Source organism: Enterovirga sp. GCM10030262 (genome assembly GCF_042666435.1).
Taxonomy (GTDB): domain Bacteria; phylum Pseudomonadota; class Alphaproteobacteria; order Sphingomonadales; family Sphingomonadaceae; genus Allosphingosinicella.
Genome location: NZ_JBHTDC010000001.1, coordinates 1,062,701 through 1,079,192, shown reverse-complemented (window position 1 = coordinate 1,079,192; position 16,492 = coordinate 1,062,701). Strand labels below are relative to the sequence as shown.

Sequence of the window (16,492 nt, the reverse complement as noted above, 5' to 3'; positions counted from 1 at the left end):
CGACGTGGGGAGGGAATGAGGAACATGGCCGCCGCCGCCGAGGAACGATCCGGTACCGTGGCGCAGGCGCTGGTCCATGGCGGGCGGCTGCTGCGGCACGATCCGGGATCGGCCGCGATGCAGGCCCGCGAGATATTGCGCATCGCGCCGGCCAATGCCGATGCGCTGAGGCTGCTGGCGGCGGCGCTCCGGCGGACCGGCGACGGCGAGGGCGCGGAGCAGGCGGAGCTGGAAGCGATCTCCGCCTCCGTCCGCGAACCGGTGCTGATCGAAGCCGCCGAGGCCTTGCTCGACAACGAGCTGGCGACCGCCGAGCATATCCTGCGGCCGCGGCTCAAGGCGAAGCCGACCGACGTGGCGGCGATCCGCATGATGGCGGAGCTGGCGGCGCGGCTGGGGCGCTATGGCGATGCCGAGAATCTGCTCCGCCGCGCGCTGGAGCTGGCGCCGGGCTTTGCCGCCGCGCGCGCCAATCTCGCCACAATCCTCTATCGCCAGAACCGGCCGGCCGACGCCGTGATGGTGCTCGACGCTTTGCTGGTCGGCGACCCGGCCAATCCGGCGGCCCAGAATCTGAAGGCCGCCGCGCTCGGCCGCCTCGGCAGCTACGAGGAGGCGATCGGTCTCTACGAGCAGGTGCTGGCCCGCTTCCCGGACCAGCCCAAGGTGTGGATGAGCTTCGGCCATATGCTGAAGACCGTCGGACGGCAGCAGGAGGGCATCGCCGCCTATCGCCGCGCGCTGGCGATCGAGCCCGGCCTCGGCGAGGTCTGGTGGAGCCTCGCCAATTTGAAGACGGTGACGTTCGACGGTGGCGATATCGCGGCCATGATGGAGGCGCTGGAACGCGGCGACGTGATCGATGAGGATCGCTACCACCTCCATTTCGCGCTGGGCAAGGCCGACGAAGATGCCGGGCGGGCGGCGGAATCCTTCGGCCATTATGCCGAGGGCAACCGGCTGCGCCGCCGCGCGGTGGATTACGACCCGGCGGACACGAGCGAGCATGTCGGCCGCTGCGAAGCGCTCTTCACGCCGGCCTTCTTCGAGTCCCGCCGGGATCATGGCTGCCCGGCTTCCGATCCGATCTTCATCATCGGCATGCCGCGCGCCGGATCGACCCTGATCGAGCAGATCCTCGCCAGCCATCGGCTGATCGAAGGGACGATGGAGCTGCCCGACATGCCGGCGCTGGCGAGACGGCTCGGTGGCCGCAAGTCGAGGGGCGACCCGGGAGCCTATCCCGACTGTCTCGCCGGGCTGAGCGCCGCCGAATGCGCCGCTTTGGGCGAGGAATATCTCGACCGCACCCGCGTGCAGCGAAAGACGGACCGGCCCCATTTCATCGACAAGCTGCCCAACAACTGGATGCATGTAGGGCTCATCAAGCTGATCCTGCCCAACGCGAAGATCATCGACGCGCGCCGGCATCCGCTCGCCTGCTGCTTCTCCAACTTCAAGCAGCACTTCGCCCGGGGGCAGGGCTTCACCTACGATCTCGCCGAGCTCGGCCTCTATTATGCCGATTATGTCCGGTCGATGCGCCACATCGACGCCGTCCTGCCCGGCGGCGTACATCGCATCCTTCACGAGCATATGGTCGCCGATCCCGAGGCGCAGGTTCGCCGACTGCTCGACCATTTGGGGCTGGAATTCGATCCGGCCTGCCTCCGCTTCCACGAAAACGAGCGCGCCGTCCGCACCGCGAGCTCGGAGCAGGTGCGCCGGCCCATCAACCGGGAAGGGCTCGACCAGTGGCGGGCCTATGAGCCGTGGCTGGGTCCGTTGAAGGCCGCGCTCGGCCCGGTGCTCGATTGCTATCCGGACGCGCCCGCCGCCTGAGCAGGAGTGGCAATTTCACCACAGATTACCGGCAATCGTTACGCCCGCGTCACGCCCGCTTCATTGCGATTGACGGCCCCCGAAAAGCGGCACAGCTTCCGGTGAAATCGACCATCTCTTGGGGGAGGTAATATGCGGTCATCGAAATTGTCCCGGACCAGGCTGGGCGTCGCCACCATGGCGCTGTTCGCATCGACCATGTTGTGCACGGCGGGCGCCGCGGTGGCGCAGGATGTCGCCACCGGCGAGGCCAGCGGCGCCGACGACCAGGCGGACACCGGCCGCGGCCAGTCCGACGACGCCGACATCATCGTCACCGCCCAGAAGCGCGAGGAGAATCTCCAGGACGTTCCCATCGCCATCACCGCGATCGGAACCGAGAAGCTCGACCAGCTCCAGGTCACCGATTTCGACGATTATGCGCGCTACGTGCCGAGCCTCTCCTATCAGAGCGCCGGGCCGGGCTTCGCCAACGTCTATTTCCGCGGCGTCGCTTCGGGTGAGAACGCCAACCATTCGACCTCGCTGCCGAGCGTCGGCACCTATCTCGACGAGCAGCCGATCACGACCATCACCGGCGCCCTCGACATCCACGTCTTCGACATCGCCCGGGTCGAGGCGCTGGCCGGGCCGCAGGGCACGCTCTACGGCGCGTCGAGCCAGGCGGGCACCATCCGCATCATCACCAACAAGCCCGATACGTCCGGCTTCTATGGCGAGGGCAATGTCGAGGTGAACAACGTCGCCCATGGCGGCTTCGGCTATATCGGCGAAGCGTTCGTCAATGCGCCGATCTCCGAGAATATGGCGCTGCGCGTGGTCGGCTGGTACAAGAAGGATGCCGGCTATATCGACAACGTGCCGGGCACGCTCAACTTCCCCTCCTCCGGCATCGCGTTCAGCAACGCTCCTTTGGTCGAGGAGGATTATAACGATGTCGAGACCTATGGCGGCCGCGCCGCGTTGAAGATCGACCTCGACGACAATTGGACCGTCACCCCCCAGATCATGGGGCAGAAGCAGGTGGCGCACGGCTCGTTCGCCCAGGAATCGGGCCTTGGCGAGCTTCAGACGATGCAGTTCAACCCGGAGCGCTCGAACGACCGCTGGATCCAGGCGGCGCTGACCGTCGAGGGCAAGATCGGCAATTTCGACATGACCTATGCCGGTTCCTATCTGACCCGCAAGGTCGATGGCGAGGTCGACTATGTCGACTATGCCTATTTCTACGACGCGCTCGCCGGATATGGCGAATATTTCTACGACAATGACGACAATCTGGTGAACCCGAACCAGTATATCGTCTTCACCGACCGCTACACCAAGCAAAGCCACGAGCTTCGGTTCGCTTCTCCTTCCGAGGAACGCGTCCGCTTCATCGGCGGTCTTTTCTATCAGCGGCAGACCCATAATATCGAGCAGAATTACATCATCGACGACATCGCCGATTCTATCACGGTGCCGGGGACGGAGAGCAATATCTGGCTCACCAAGCAATTCCGGGTCGACCGCGACTATGCGCTTTTCGGCGAGCTGACGGCGGATGTGACCGACAGGCTCAGCGTCACCCTGGGCGGGCGCATCTATCGCTACGACAATTCGCTGGAGGGCTTCTTCGGCTACAGCGCCGGCTATAGCAGCCGCACCGGCGTCGCCGCCTGTTTCGGCCCGCCGGTCGTCAACGGGTCGCCCTGCACCAATCTCGACAAGAGCACGGCCGACACCGACTTCATCCACCGCATCAACGCGACCTACAAGTTCAGCGACGACGCGCTCGTCTATGTTACCGCCTCACGCGGCTTCCGGCCGGGCGGCATCAACCGGCGCGGGACCCTGCCGCCCTACGAGGCCGATTTCATCGACAATTACGAATTGGGCTTCAAGACGAGCTGGCTCGACAACCGGCTGCGCTTCAACGCCGCCTTGTACCAGCTCGACTGGACCGACATCCAATTGTCCTTCCTGGGCGCCAACGGTCTTTCCGAAGTGCGCAACGCCGGCAATGCCCGCATCCGTGGCGCCGAGGTCGATCTGTTCGCGCGGCTCGCGCCGGGCTTGAGCCTCAGCGCCGGAGCGGCCTATAACGACGCCGAGATCACCGAGGATTTCTGCCTGATCGCCAACAAGCAGTTCGACTGCACGCTACCGGGAGTCGATGGCGAAGCCAATGACCTGCTGGCGCCCGCCGGCACGCGCCTGCCGGTCACGTCGAGGTTCAAGGGCAATATCCTGGCGCGCTACGAATTCCCGGTCGGCCCATCCTATGAAGGACATTTCCAGGCCGGCCTCGTCCATGAAGGGCGCAGGACGAGCGACCTGCGCCTGGTGGAGCGCGAGATCGTCGGCGATCTGCCGTCCTACAATACGGTCGATATCAGCGCCGGCGTGAAGAGCGGCACCTGGTCGGCGGAAGTGTTCGTCCGCAACCTGTTCGACGAGGTCGGCGCCACCGCCAAGGGCATACAATGCCTCGAATCGGTCTGCGGCGATCCCGGTGGCGACACGGCCATCGGACCCAAAATCTATACCTACGTGACCCAGCCCCGGACCATCGGGCTGAAGGTCGGGACGAAATTCTGACGGGCTGACGCGCCCGGAACCGATCGGCGGCGGCCTCGACACTCGCGGGTCGGGCCGTTACCGATCGGCTCATGTCGCTGTTGCTTTCCGTTCTGGCGATGGCTTCCGCCGTCGCGCCCACCGCCCAAGCACTCGAGGAAAATCCCGCGAAGGTCGGCGAGGCCTCCCCTTCTTCGCTGCCGGCGCCCGTCCGCGCCATGATCGAGACGGCGATCGCCGGCGGCGACGCCAAAGCCGTGGCGACCGTCATGGCCGTCGCGCGGCAGGCCAATCCCGCCGCCGCCGCCGAAATCGACGCGATCGAGGCGGCCTGGAAGGTGCGTCTCGCGGAGGCGGCGGCGCGCGCCGCGCGCGAGACGGAACACCGGCTCGCCAGCGCGTCGCCGTTCGACAATTGGAAGGGCCAGGTCGAACTCGGCGCCTCCCGTGCGACCGGCAATACCAGCAATCTCGGCGTCTATGGTGCGCTGAGCGCGGAGCGGGCGGGCCTCAAATGGCGGCACAAGCTCGCCGCCCGCGCCGATTTCCAGCGAACGGGCGGCACCACGACGACCCAGCGGCTGCTCGCTTCGTGGCAGCCCAATTACAAGGTCGACGACAGGCTCTATGTCTTTGGACTCGCTCAATATGAGCATGACCGCTTCGTCGGCTACCAGAACCGTTACACGCTGGGCGGTGGCCTCGGCTACGGCGTGATCGCCTCCAACGCCGTGACGCTCGATCTGGAGGGTGGACCGGCCTTCCGCCTGACCGACCTCACCGATGGCGCGACCAGCTCCACATTTGCCGGGCGCGCCTCGCTCGATTTCGCGTGGAAGGTCACGCCGACGCTCCAGTTCAGCCAGACCGGTTCCTTCTATCTCGAATCGAACGACGGCAGCGCCACTGCCCTTACCGCGCTCGACACGCAGCTGCTCGGGGCGCTCAAGGCGCGATTCTCCTACAATATCCAATATGAGCGCGGCACGCCGCCCGGCGTCGATCCCGTAGACACGCTGAGCCGCGCGACCCTGATCTACAGCTTCTAGGCGAAGCCTGCCGCGTCACCGTAAACTCTAAATCGTCATTCCAGCGAAAGCTGGAATCTCCTTTTCTGAAAGGCAGAGAGATTCCAGCTTTCGCTGGAATGACGGGAATGGTTCAGTGGGGATGAAAATTCTCCTAGACGGGGAAACAGCCGCGGAGACTTAGATGCAGCCATCAATGCCTGACGACAGCTCGCCGCAGCCGGCCACGGCCCAGCGGCGCGTGCTCGGTTTCTGGATGTGCCTGGCGCTGTGCGTCGGCAACATGATCGGCTCGGGCGTGTTCCTGTTGCCGGCGAGCCTGGCGCCTTTGGGCTGGAATGGCGTGTTCGGCTGGTTCGTGACCATCGCCGGGGCGATGTGCCTCGCTTATATCTTCGCGACGCTCGCTCGGTCGCTCCCCCGCGCGGGCGGGCCTTATGCCTATACGCGCGAGGCGTTCGGGCCGATGACCGGCTTCCTGGTGGCGTGGAGCTACTGGATATCCCTGTGGGTCGGCAATGTCGCGATCGCCACGGGCGTCGTGGCGCCGCTCAGCACGTTGATACCGGGCATAGCCGAGCATTCGGTGCTGATCACCTGCGCGATGGTCTGGGCGCTGATCGGCATCAATTGCTATGGCGCCGCGACCGCCGGCCGGGTTCAGGTCGTGACCACCTTGCTCAAATTCCTCCCTTTGGCCGCCGTCATCGTGCTGGCGGCGATCGTTATCTCGGGCGACGGCGGCGCCTCGCTGCCGCCGCTTCGCGCCGAGGATATCCAGCTGACCGGCCCAGCCGGCATCTCGGCGGCGGCGGCGCTCACCTTGTGGGCGTTTCTCGGCCTTGAATCGGCGACCGTGCCGGCCGAGAAGGTGGAAGACCCGGCCCGGACCATCGGCCGCGCGACCCTGATCGGGACGGCGCTGACCGGTCTCATCTACATCTTCGCCTGCTCGTCCGTGGCGCTGCTGCTGCCGCCCGAGGAGGCCGCGCAATCGGGCGCGCCGCTCGCCGATTTCGTCGAGCTCCACTGGGGCGAGGGGGCGGGCGTCGCCATTGCCTTGTTCGCGGCGATCAGCGCGTTCGGCGCGCTCAACGGATGGATATTGCTGCAGGGCGAGATGCCTTGGGCGATGGCCAAGGGCGGCGTCTTCCCGGCCTGGCTGGCGAGGAACAGCGCGCGCGGAACGCCGGTTCGGGCGCACCTGGTTTCGGGCGCTTTGCTGACGATCGTCCTGCTGATGAACTATTCGCGCTCGATGGCGGACCTCTTCAAGTTCATCATCCTCCTAGCGACGACGGCTTCGCTCGTCCCCTATTTCTTCGTCTCGCTCGCCGCGCTGCGGCTGCGCGCGCGGGGAGGCGTGACGGCGACCGCGCTCCTGCCGCCGATCGCGATACTGGGCGCGGTCTATTCGCTCTGGGCGATCTGGGGGGCGGGGGTCGAGGCGGTCGGCTGGTGGTTCGTGCTGCTCGCGCTCGGGGTGCCGATCTACTTCGCGACCCGCCGCTCAGCCCCGGCGGACGAGGCGGCCGAGGAAGCTCCGGTCGGCTAGGATCTCGCGCGCGGCGTTGTGGCCGGGGGCGCCGGTGACGCCGCCGCCGGGGTGGGTGCCGGCGCCGCACATATAGAGGCCCTTCACCGGCCCGCGATAGGCGCCGCTGCCAAGCACCGGCCGCGCCGACCAGAGCTGATCGAGGGTCATGTTGCCGTGCATGATGTCGCCGCCGGCGAGGCCGAGCTTGCGCTCCAGATCCCAGGGCGACAGGATCATGCGGCCGAGCACCGAGGCCCTGAAGCCGGGCGCATAATCCTCGACCGTATCGATGATGAGGTCCGCCGCCGCCTCGCCATGCGTGTCCCAGTCATGGTCCGGATCGAACTGCTGGCAGAACAGGCTGGCGACATGGTTCCCGGGAGGGGCGAGGCTGTCGTCGACGATCGAGGGGATCAGCATCTCGACGATCGGCTTTTTCGACATGCCGAACTGCTTCGCGTCGAGGAAGGCGCGGTCCATATAATCGAGGGTCGGCGCGATGATGATGCCGGACTGGAGATGCTCGCCGGGCTCGGGCAGCGCGGTGAAGCGGGGCAGCTCGGACAGGGCCACGTTCATCCGGAAGGTGCCCGAACCCGCCTTGAACGCCTTGATGCGGCGGACATATTCGGGGCCGAGATCGGCCGGGTCCATCATCCGCTCGTAGAGAATTTTCGGGCCGACATTGGCGATGACTGTCGGGCAGGCGATCTCCTCGCCGCTCTCCAGCCGGACGCCCGCCACCTTGTTTCCATCGACCAGGACCTTGGCGACCGGTGCTTCGAGACTGATCTCGACCCCCGCCGCACGGCAGACCTTCGCCATCGCCTGCGTGATCGCGCCCATGCCGCCGACGCTATGCCCCCAGGCGCCACGCTTGCCGTTCACCTCGCCGAAGACGTGGTGGAGGAGGACGTAGGCGGAGCCGGGCGTGTCCGGGCTGGCATAATTGCCGACCACGGCGTCGAAGCCGAACGCGGCCTTGACCGCCTCGCTCTCGAACCACGAGTCGAGGAATGTTCGCGCGCTCTTCACGAACAGGTCGAGCACGTCGCGCTGCTGGTGGAGCGGCATCTTCGCCAGCCGCCGCCCTTGGCGGGCGCCATCAATCAGGGTCTTGAGGCCTTCGCCGATATTGGGCGGGGTCTTGAGGGCGAGGTCGCGCAGCACGTCGGCGACATTCTCCAGCGATTCGTAATAAGCGGGGAGGGTCGCGGCGTCCTTGTCAGAGAATTTGCGGAATTCGGCCTGGGTCTTCTCGAGCCCGCCGCCGAGCTTCAGGTAGCGGCCATCCTCCTGCGGCAGGAAGTTGGAGATCGGGCGTTCGATCACCTTGTAGCCGTGCTCGACCAGCCGCATGTCGCGTATCACCTTGGGCTGGAGCAGGCTGACTGTGTAGCTGGCCACGCTGTTGCGGAAGCCGGGATGGAATTCCTCGGTCACCGCCGCCCCGCCAACGATATCGCGCCGCTCGACGATGCGGACCCTGAGGCCGGCGCGGGCGAGGTAGAAAGCGCAGACGAGGCCGTTATGGCCCGCGCCGATGATCAGTGCGTCGTATTTGCTGGTCATTCCGGTTCCTCGTTCGTCATCCCGGCAAAGGCCGGGATCTCAGGACAAGAGGTCACGGACCTGCCCCCTGAGACCCCAGCCTTCGCTGGGGTGACGGATTAATTCATGTCGATCGCCGCCCGTTGGCTCCATCCCGCCGCCGGCGGCTCGTGCAGCCGCGCCTCCGGGATCAGCGCCCGCAGCTTGCGGCAGAAGCTTTTGAGGCAGACCTCCTCGTCGCTCAATGGCCCGACGGTGAAGCTGCGCGACTGCATCCCCGCCTGCACCCGCGCGATGAGGATCGTGTCCTCGGCATTGACCTGGCGGTTGATGCGCCAGTTCAAATAGCGCGCCGCCTTCATCTCGCGCCGTTCATCGGGCAGCGCGTAGCTGATCTCGCGGATCAGGGTCTCGGTCGGCGAGACCGGCAGGAACTGCATGAAATCGACCTGGTCGGGATAGATGTCGAAGGCGACGTTGGGCCACAGCTTGAAATAGAGCCACAGCCGCTGTGCCTCATCGGGAAGATGGTCCACCGGCGGCAATATATTCTGGTACAGGCGCTCCGACAGGTTGGGCGACGGCCGGTCGATCATCGCGCCCCACATGCGGTCCACGTGGCTCTCGGCCTCGATGCCATAGCCCCGTCCGAACAGGCGCGTGAGGCCGGGATGGGCGATCGGGATGTGAAGCCCGTCCGAATAATTGTCGGCGACGTTCTTCCAGTTCACCGGGCGAGGCCGCAACGTCACCCGCCCGATCGCTTCCAATTGCTCGAAGCGGTAGGGCGCGACGCGGCTTTCATAGGGGGCCATCATCTCCCAGACCGCCGGCCCGCCGCCCTCCAGCCGGACGAACACGAAGCCCCGCCACACCTCCAGTTCGACCGGGGCGAGACCGTGGTCGGCGGTGTCGAAGGCGGGGTAGCCGTCCTTCCCCGGCACACCGGCGAGCGTGCCGTCGAGATTATAGGTCCAGGCGTGATAGGGGCAGACCAGTTTCTTCGCGCAACCCGAGCTTCCATCGACGAGGCGGGAGCCGCGATGGCGGCAGACGTTGGTGAAGGCGCGCACCGTCCCGTCCTTGCCGCGCACGACGATGATGCTCTCGCCGAGAAATTCGAGCGTGTGCCAGTCGCCTGTGCCGGGAATGTCGCTCAGATGGCAGACGATCTGCCAGCTCGGCCGCATCACCCGTTCCATCTCGACGCGGTGGAATTCGGGATCGTCGTAAATCCAGGCAGGCAGGCTCCAGCCCTCGTCCGGATCGACGTTCGACAGCGCCTCCACAGGCCGCATTTGATTCATCACCGACTCCAGCTTTTGTACGATCGTATAATAACTGCTAGGATCGCGCAATGAGGACGACGACACGCGAAAGCGCGGACTTCCGGCGGCAGTCGCTGATCGACGCGACGGCGGCCTCGCTCGCCGAGCTTGGGGTCGCCGGCACCTCGGTCCGCTCGATCTGCGCGCGCGCCGGAGTCTCGCCGGGCCTGCTGACCCATTATTTCGACGGCATCGACGATCTCGTCGCCGCCACCTATCGCGACGTCACCGACCGTGTCTCGGCGACGTTGAGGGCGGCGGAGGAGGCGGCCGGCGCCGAGCCGCGCGCCCGGCTCATCGCCTTCATCACCGCCAGCTTCCGCCCGCCGATCGCCGATCCGGCCTTGCTCGCCACCTGGCTGGCTTTCTGGAGCCTCGTGAAGACCGCCCCCGCCATCGCCTCCATCCACGGCGAGACCTATCGCGGCTATCGCGAGGAACTGGAGCTGCTGCTCGGCGGCTGCGGCCTGACGCCGGCCGAGGCCGGTCCGGTGGCGATCGCCTTGTCGGCGCTGGTCGACGGCCTGTGGCTGGAGCTGTCGCTCGACCCGTCGACCTTCACGCCCGCGCAGGCCAGCGCCATGGCGGTGCGCTGGGTGGACAGCCTGTTGGAGCGGCCGGGGTTCGATTGAGCCGGCGGGGGCCGTGGTTACCGGGCCAGATCCCCCAGGATCGACCGCCAATGCGCCAGCGACGCGCCGATTCCCTCCACCGGCACCCGCTCATTGAGGCCATGGGCGAAGCCGTCCTCGGCGCGAATGAAAAGGCTGGAGACGCCGTAGCTGGGGACGCCGGCGGCGCGGAAATGGAGGCTGTCGGTCGCGCCGGCGGACATGCTCGGCGTCACCGGAAGGCCCGGATAGCGCGCCGCCACCGCTTTTTCCACGGCCTCCATCACGTCAGCGCGGAGCGGCGAGGCGTCGCTGGCGGTCGGATCGTCGATGGTGACGATCTCGGCCCGATCGTCGCCGACCAGTTCGGTCAGCTTCGCCTTTACCGATTCGACCGGGACGCCCGGGAAGATGCGGCAATTGACGTTGGCGGTCGCCCGCTGCGGCAGCGCGTTTCGGGCGTGGCCGGCATCGACCATCGTCGCCACGCAGGTGGTGCGGACCTGGCCGATATATTCCGGCCTCGTCGAGATCAGGGCGGCGGCCTCCAGGTCGGTCGGATCGCGGGAGAAGGCGGCCATGGCCGAACCCAGGTCGCCGCCCAGCTGCCGGCTCGCCGCCGCCAGCGAGGCGCGGGTCAGCTCGTTCGCCTGGGGCGGGAATTCATAGGCGCCGATCCGCTGGAGAGAAGCGGCGAGGTGCTGAATGGCGTTGTCGCCGGTGGGGGTGCTGGAATGGCCCCCTTCATTGGTGAAAATGATCTCGAAATCGGCATAGGTCTTCTCGCCGCCCTGGAGGCCGTAGAAGATCGGCTTGCCGTCCGGCCCGAGGATGCCGCCGCCGCCATCGCCGTTCAGCACCATCTCGGCATCCTTGAACCGGCGGGCGAGGGCGCGGGTGGTGACCATCCGCGTCTCTTCGTCGCCGGTAAGCGCCAGGACGAGCTCCCGCTCCGGCTTGAAGCCCGCGCGGCGGAGCTGGGCGAGCGTCGCCACCATCAGGCTCACGTCATATTTGTTGTCCTCAGCGCCGCGCCCGAAAATATAGCCGCCTTCCTCGACGGCGGTGAAGGGGTCGCGCTCCCAATCCTCGGCCTTGGCCTCGACCACGTCCATATGGCCGAGGAGGACGATCGGCCGGGCGTCGCTCGTGCCGGGCCAGCGGGCGACGAGCGTCGCGGTCTCGCCCATTGGCGTGATCTCGATGTCGCTGTCGGCAAAGCCCGCCCCTTTAAGCACCGACGCCAGATAAGCGGCGTAAGCGGGCACCTGGCCCTGGCCCTCGACGGTGCGAAAGGCGATCGAGCGCTTCAATATGTCCTTGGCCTCGGCCACGTCGGCGGGCGTCACTTGCTGCGCGGTGGCGGGGACGGTCCAGGCGGCTGCCGCCAGGGCGATGGCGGCGATAGCGGAACGAAGCTTCATAAACCCTCCCAACCGAACAAGCGCCATGTCTGCCCGCCTCCGCGGCGGGAGGCAACCAGCTGCGGCGCGGCATCACAAAAGAATAATCTTGCATACTAATGCATAAATATACATATGCGCCCCGATGACACAAATAGCCATCTTCGGAGCGTCCGGATTCGTTGGCGGGGAATTGCTGCGGCTCTGCGCCGCGCATCCCGCGCTGCGACCGACGCGACTGTTCGGCGACAGCCAGGCCGGGCAGGCGCTGGGCGAGGTGCACCCGCATCTCGCGCTGGCTTATCCGGGCGCGATTATCGAGCGTTACGAAGGCGAGGCGGCGCTGGAGGGCATCGACCTCGTCTTCGCGGCGCTGCCGCACGGCCAGTCGCAGGCGCTCGCCCCCGCGATTCTGGACCGCTCCATTCCGTTCGTCGATCTCGGCGCCGATTTCCGGCTCAAGGATGCGGGCGCTTATCAACATTGGTATGGCGAACCGCACCGGGCGCCGGAGCTGCTCGATAGGTTCGTCTACGGCATACCCGAGCTCAACCGCGAAGCGATCCGGTCGGCGCGCGCGGTCGCCGCCGCCGGCTGCTATCCGACCGCCACCATCATCGCGCTGAAGCCGTTGGTGGACGCCGGCCTGATCGATCCGGAGAGCATCGTGGTCGACGCCGCTTCCGGCGTCAGCGGCGCGGGCAAGGGTCTCAAAGACTCGACCCATTTCAACAATGTTTCGGAATCGCTCTCCGCTTACGGACTCGTGTCCCACCGCCACACCGCCGAGATGGAAGCGAGCCTCGGCGCGAATATCCTGTTCACGCCGCATCTCGCGCCGATGAACCGGGGTATTCTCGCCACCTGCTACGCCGTTGCGAACGGTCCCTGCGACCCGCTCGACACGCTCCGCGCCGCTTATAAAGACGAGCCGTTCGTCCATGTTTCGGAACGGGCGCCGGCGACCAAATGGACGCTGGGCTCCAACGCCGTCCACCTCACCGCCCGCTACGATGCGCGCACCGGCCGGGTGCTCGTTATTTCCGCGCTCGATAATCTGGTGAAGGGAGCCGCCGGACAGATGATCCAGTGCGCCAATCTCATGCTCGGCTTCGACGAAAGCCAGGGTCTCTCTGTATGCGGAGTCTATCCATGAGCGTCACCGCCGCTTTGGGGTTCGTCGCGTCCGGTTGCCATGCCGGGGTCAAGAGGCGCCGCCATGACATGGCGATGATCGCGACCGACGACGGCAAGCCGGTGACCGCGGTCGCCGTCTTCACCCGGAACAAGTTCTTCGCGCCGCCGGTCGGCGTGTCGCGCAAGCGGCTGGCCGACAATGGCGGCCGCGCGGCGGCGATCGTCGTCAATTCGGGCAACGCCAATGCCGGGACCGGGGCGCAAGGCTATGCCGATGCCGAGGCGATGTGCGCGGCCACGGCCGAAGCGGTCGGCTGCGCGCGCGACGACGTGCTGGTCTGCTCGACGGGCATTATCGGCACGCCTCTGCCGATGGACAGGATCCTGGCCGCGACGCCGAAATTGGCGAAGAAGCTGTCCATTCATGGTTCGGAGGAGGCGGCGAAAGGCATCCTCACCACCGATCACGTCCCCAAGGAAGCGGTGGTGAAGGGTTCGACCTTCACCGTCGGCGGCATCGCCAAGGGCTGCGGCATGATCGCGCCCAACATGGCGACCATGCTGGCCTTCCTCACCACCGACGCCGACGTGTCGCGCGACGAGCTTCAGGCGATCCTTCGCGACGCCGCGAACCGCACCTTCAACACGCTCAACGTCGATGGCGCGACCTCGACCAACGACACGATGATCCTGCTCGCCAGCGGGCGGACAGGGAAGCCGGACCTCGCCGAATTCGCCGACGCCGTGCACAAGGTCTGCGAGGATCTGACCTGGCAGATGGCGCGCGACGCGGAAGGGATGACCAAGATGGTGACCTTGCGCGTCACCGGCGCGGCCAGCGATGAAGAGGCGCGGATCGCGGCCAAGGCGATCGCCGAGAACAATCTCGTCAAATGCTCCTGGTACGGCTCGGACCCTTATTGGGGCCGCCTGCTCGGCGCGGCGGGATCGGCGGGGATCGATTTCGATCCGGACAAAGCGGTCGTCGCTTATGGCGGGATCGTCGTCTCGAAGGCCGGGACATCCGCCCCCCATGACGAGGCCGCCGTCGCCGATCACATGAAGAACCAGCGGATCAACATCGAAGTCGCGCTCGGCCTCGGCACCGGCGCCGCGCAGGTGATCGGGATCGATCTCGGCCCCGGCTACATCAAGGAAAATTCGGTGACTTCATGATGAGCGGTACAAGCCATTCCGTCACCCCGGCGAAGGCCGGGGTCTCAGGACCAGAAATCTCTGCGGGCCTCCGCGAGACCCCGGCCTTCGCCGGGGTGACGGAGAAGTGATGACCCCCTCCCAGACCGCTCGCATCCTCGTCGAGGCTTTGCCCTATATCCGCCGCTTCGCCGGCAAGGCGGTCGTGGTGAAGCTGGGCGGCGCTGCGATCGATGCCGAGCTGGACAAGGCGCTGGCGCAGGACGTGCTGTTGCTGCGGAGCGTCGGCGTCCGCTGCGTACTCGTCCATGGCGGCGGGCCGCAGGTCGATGCGATGATGAAGCGGATGGGCAAGGCGCCGGAATTCCGCGACGGGCTTCGCGTGACCGACGCGGAGACCTTGGACATCGTCCGCATGGTGCTGGTCGGCAAGGTCAATCGCGACCTCGTCGCCACCATCAACCGCGAGGCCCTGGACGAGCCGGTCGCCGTCGGCGTCTCGGGCGAGGATGGCGGCCTGCTGACCACCGTGCCGCGCGATCCCGCGCTCGGCTATGTCGGCGACGTCGCGAATGTGCGCGCCGGTCTGCTCCACCAATTGCTCGACGACGGCCTGACTCCGGTCGTCTCCACGGTCGGCGCCGACGCGTCGGGCCAGCCGTTCAACATCAATGCCGACGACGCCGCGATGGCCATCTCGGTCGCGATGGGCGCGGAGAAGATCATCTACCTCACCGCCGCGCCGGGCCTGCTCGAGGATGTGAACGACCCGGCCAGCCTCGTGCCGCGCGTCACCGCCGCCGAACTGCGCGAGCGGATCGCGCATGAGAGCGTCAGCGCGGGCATGATCCCGAAGCTGCGTGCCTGCGCCGACGCGGTCGAGGGCGGCGTCGGCTTTGCCCACATCATCGACGGCCGCGTGCCCCATGCCTTGCTCATCGAACTGCTCACGGACGAGGGGATCGGCACCATGGTCAAGCGGGAGGCCGACTGGTGAGCCGCGACATCCTCGCCATCGCCGATCTCGACGCCGGGGCACTGGAAGCGATCCTCGATCTGTCGACGCGCGCCGAGCTCGGCCGGCCGCTGGCGGGGCAGGGGGTCGCGCTCCTGTTCCAGAAGCCCAGCGCCCGCACCCGCAACTCGATGGAGATGGCGACGGTCCAATTGGGCGGGCATCCGGTCACCATCCACAAGGACGAGATCGGCCTCGGCACCCGCGAGACGGCCGAGGATGTCGCGCGCACGCTCGCTTGCTACCATTCGGTCATCGCAGCCCGGGTTGCCGATCACGGGCTGCTGGAGCGGATGGCGGCGGCGGTCGCGACGCCCGTGCTCAACATGCTCTCCGACAGCGACCATCCGCTCCAGGCGCTGGCCGACCTGCTCACCATCCGCCAGTTGCTCGGATCGCTGGCGGGCGCGAGGATCGCGTGGGTCGGCGACGCCAACAACGTCTGCCGCTCGCTGGCCCAGGGCTGCGCGAAGCTGGGCGCGGAGCTTCGCGTGGCAAGCCCCGAAGGCTATGGCTTCTCGACCGCCGAAGCCGACGGCCTCGGCATCCGCCAGACCGCCGACCCGGCCGAGGCCGTGACAGGCGCGAGCATCGTCTACACCGATGTCTGGGTCTCGATGGGCCAGGATTGCGAAGCCGAGGCCCGCCGCGCGGCGCTTTCCGCCTATCGCGTGGACGACGCGCTGATGGCCCGCGCCGGCGACGCCTGGTTCCTCCATTGCCTTCCGGCCCGGCGCGGGGAAGAAGTGACCGACGCGGTCATGGACGGGCCGAGGAGCGCCGTCTGGCGGCAGGCGGAGAACCGGATGCACACCGCCCGCGGCGCCATGGCCTGGATGATGGGGGGGGAATCATGACCGACGCCCGCGCCCGCCGCCAGAAGCTGATCGCCGACATGATCCGCTCGGACGGCGTCGGCAGCCAGGAGGAGGTGACGGCGAAGCTCGCCGGCCTCGGCATCGCCGTCACCCAGGCGACGGTGTCGCGCGACCTCGACCAGATGGGCGCGGTCAAGGTCAAGCGCGGCGGCGTGCTCGGCTATGCGCTTCCCGATCAGGTGACGGAAAGCGACTGGGCGGCAGCGCGGCTCGACCGCATCCTCGCCGAATGGGTCCGCTCGGTCGAGGCGGCGGGCAATCTCGTCGTCCTGAAGACTCCGCCCGGTTCCGCCCACCTTGTCGGCCTCGCCATCGACCAGGCCAATCTGCCGGAGATCGCCGGCACCATCTGCGGCGACGACACGCTGTTCCTGGCGCTCCGTGACGGCACCGTCGCCGGCGCCATCGCCCACCGCTTCCGCACCCTATCGCTTTCCCAGGAGTAGAC

Annotated in this window: 13 protein-coding genes; 10 read left to right on the top strand and 3 right to left on the bottom strand. The window is 66.9% G+C overall.

The window, feature by feature from the left end; genetic code table 11:
- Positions 1-24 precede the first annotated feature (24 nt).
- The 4 genes from ACFQRC_RS05290 (at position 25) to ACFQRC_RS05275 (ending at position 6,984) form a co-directional block, all read left to right on the top strand.
- Positions 25-1,842, top strand: a complete 1,818-nt coding sequence (locus tag ACFQRC_RS05290) for a sulfotransferase (RefSeq protein WP_379958571.1) — start codon at positions 25-27, stop codon at positions 1,840-1,842.
- Positions 1,843-1,974: 132 nt separating this feature from the next.
- Positions 1,975-4,422 carry a TonB-dependent receptor gene (locus ACFQRC_RS05285; protein ID WP_379958568.1) on the top strand — a complete coding sequence of 816 codons (2,448 nt, stop codon included), beginning with the start codon at positions 1,975-1,977 and terminating at the stop codon, positions 4,420-4,422.
- A 71-nt stretch (positions 4,423-4,493) separates the two neighbouring features.
- Positions 4,494-5,450, top strand: coding sequence for a YdiY family protein (locus ACFQRC_RS05280; RefSeq protein WP_379958566.1), 957 nt, complete (start codon positions 4,494-4,496; stop codon positions 5,448-5,450).
- 175 nt (positions 5,451-5,625) lie between these two features.
- Positions 5,626-6,984: an amino acid permease gene (locus ACFQRC_RS05275; protein ID WP_379958565.1), complete on the top strand. Its 1,359-nt coding sequence runs from the start codon at positions 5,626-5,628 to the stop codon at positions 6,982-6,984.
- Here ACFQRC_RS05275 and ACFQRC_RS05270 read toward each other — a convergent pair.
- A complete protein-coding gene (locus ACFQRC_RS05270; RefSeq protein WP_379958563.1) occupies positions 6,940-8,538 on the bottom strand; it encodes a phytoene desaturase family protein in 1,599 nt (532 codons plus the stop codon). The genes ACFQRC_RS05275 and ACFQRC_RS05270 overlap by 45 nt on opposite strands.
- Before the next feature lie 98 nt (positions 8,539-8,636).
- Positions 8,637-9,824: an aromatic ring-hydroxylating dioxygenase subunit alpha gene (locus tag ACFQRC_RS05265; protein ID WP_379958561.1), complete on the bottom strand. Its 1,188-nt coding sequence runs from the start codon at positions 9,822-9,824 to the stop codon at positions 8,637-8,639.
- Positions 9,825-9,874: 50 nt separating this feature from the next.
- On the opposite strand from ACFQRC_RS05265, the gene betI reads away from it, so the two are divergent.
- Positions 9,875-10,477 carry a transcriptional regulator BetI gene (gene betI / locus ACFQRC_RS05260; protein ID WP_379958559.1) on the top strand — a complete coding sequence of 201 codons (603 nt, stop codon included), beginning with the start codon at positions 9,875-9,877 and terminating at the stop codon, positions 10,475-10,477.
- A gap of 17 nt (positions 10,478-10,494) precedes the next feature.
- On the opposite strand, the gene ACFQRC_RS05255 is transcribed toward betI, so the two are convergent.
- Positions 10,495-11,880 carry a M20/M25/M40 family metallo-hydrolase gene (locus ACFQRC_RS05255; protein WP_379958557.1) on the bottom strand — a complete coding sequence of 462 codons (1,386 nt, stop codon included), beginning with the start codon at positions 11,878-11,880 and terminating at the stop codon, positions 10,495-10,497.
- A gap of 124 nt (positions 11,881-12,004) precedes the next feature.
- Between ACFQRC_RS05255 and argC the strand changes: the two genes are divergently transcribed.
- The 5 genes from argC to argR all read left to right on the top strand — a co-directional run bounded on the left by argC (position 12,005) and on the right by argR (position 16,490).
- Positions 12,005-13,015 carry an N-acetyl-gamma-glutamyl-phosphate reductase gene (argC, locus tag ACFQRC_RS05250; protein WP_379958555.1) on the top strand — a complete coding sequence of 337 codons (1,011 nt, stop codon included), beginning with the start codon at positions 12,005-12,007 and terminating at the stop codon, positions 13,013-13,015.
- The gene (gene argJ / locus ACFQRC_RS05245) at positions 13,012-14,172 is read left to right on the top strand and encodes a bifunctional glutamate N-acetyltransferase/amino-acid acetyltransferase ArgJ (protein WP_379958552.1); all 1,161 of its coding nucleotides are present in this window, start codon (positions 13,012-13,014) and stop codon (positions 14,170-14,172) included. Before argC ends, argJ begins: the two co-directional genes overlap by 4 nt.
- Before the next feature lie 109 nt (positions 14,173-14,281).
- The gene (gene argB / locus ACFQRC_RS05240) at positions 14,282-15,148 is read left to right on the top strand and encodes an acetylglutamate kinase (protein ID WP_379958550.1); all 867 of its coding nucleotides are present in this window, start codon (positions 14,282-14,284) and stop codon (positions 15,146-15,148) included.
- Positions 15,145-16,023 carry an ornithine carbamoyltransferase gene (gene argF, locus ACFQRC_RS05235; protein WP_379958548.1) on the top strand — a complete coding sequence of 293 codons (879 nt, stop codon included), beginning with the start codon at positions 15,145-15,147 and terminating at the stop codon, positions 16,021-16,023. The genes argB and argF overlap by 4 nt, the downstream gene beginning before the upstream one ends.
- Positions 16,020-16,490: an arginine repressor gene (argR, locus tag ACFQRC_RS05230; RefSeq protein WP_379958546.1), complete on the top strand. Its 471-nt coding sequence runs from the start codon at positions 16,020-16,022 to the stop codon at positions 16,488-16,490. The genes argF and argR overlap by 4 nt, the downstream gene beginning before the upstream one ends.
- The last annotated feature ends 2 nt before the right edge of the window (positions 16,491-16,492 follow it).

Coding starts and splice junctions, on each gene's coding strand:
- ACFQRC_RS05290 (WP_379958571.1), top strand. CDS start 25: ATGGCCGCCGCCGCCGAGGAACGATCCGGTACCGTGGCGCAGGCGCTG.
- ACFQRC_RS05285 (WP_379958568.1), top strand. CDS start 1,975: ATGCGGTCATCGAAATTGTCCCGGACCAGGCTGGGCGTCGCCACCATG.
- ACFQRC_RS05280 (WP_379958566.1), top strand. CDS start 4,494: ATGTCGCTGTTGCTTTCCGTTCTGGCGATGGCTTCCGCCGTCGCGCCC.
- ACFQRC_RS05275 (WP_379958565.1), top strand. CDS start 5,626: ATGCCTGACGACAGCTCGCCGCAGCCGGCCACGGCCCAGCGGCGCGTG.
- ACFQRC_RS05270 (WP_379958563.1), bottom strand. CDS start 8,538: ATGACCAGCAAATACGACGCACTGATCATCGGCGCGGGCCATAACGGC.
- ACFQRC_RS05265 (WP_379958561.1), bottom strand. CDS start 9,824: ATGAATCAAATGCGGCCTGTGGAGGCGCTGTCGAACGTCGATCCGGAC.
- betI (WP_379958559.1), top strand. CDS start 9,875: ATGAGGACGACGACACGCGAAAGCGCGGACTTCCGGCGGCAGTCGCTG.
- ACFQRC_RS05255 (WP_379958557.1), bottom strand. CDS start 11,880: ATGAAGCTTCGTTCCGCTATCGCCGCCATCGCCCTGGCGGCAGCCGCC.
- argC (WP_379958555.1), top strand. CDS start 12,005: ATGACACAAATAGCCATCTTCGGAGCGTCCGGATTCGTTGGCGGGGAA.
- argJ (WP_379958552.1), top strand. CDS start 13,012: ATGAGCGTCACCGCCGCTTTGGGGTTCGTCGCGTCCGGTTGCCATGCC.
- argB (WP_379958550.1), top strand. CDS start 14,282: ATGACCCCCTCCCAGACCGCTCGCATCCTCGTCGAGGCTTTGCCCTAT.
- argR (WP_379958546.1), top strand. CDS start 16,020: ATGACCGACGCCCGCGCCCGCCGCCAGAAGCTGATCGCCGACATGATC.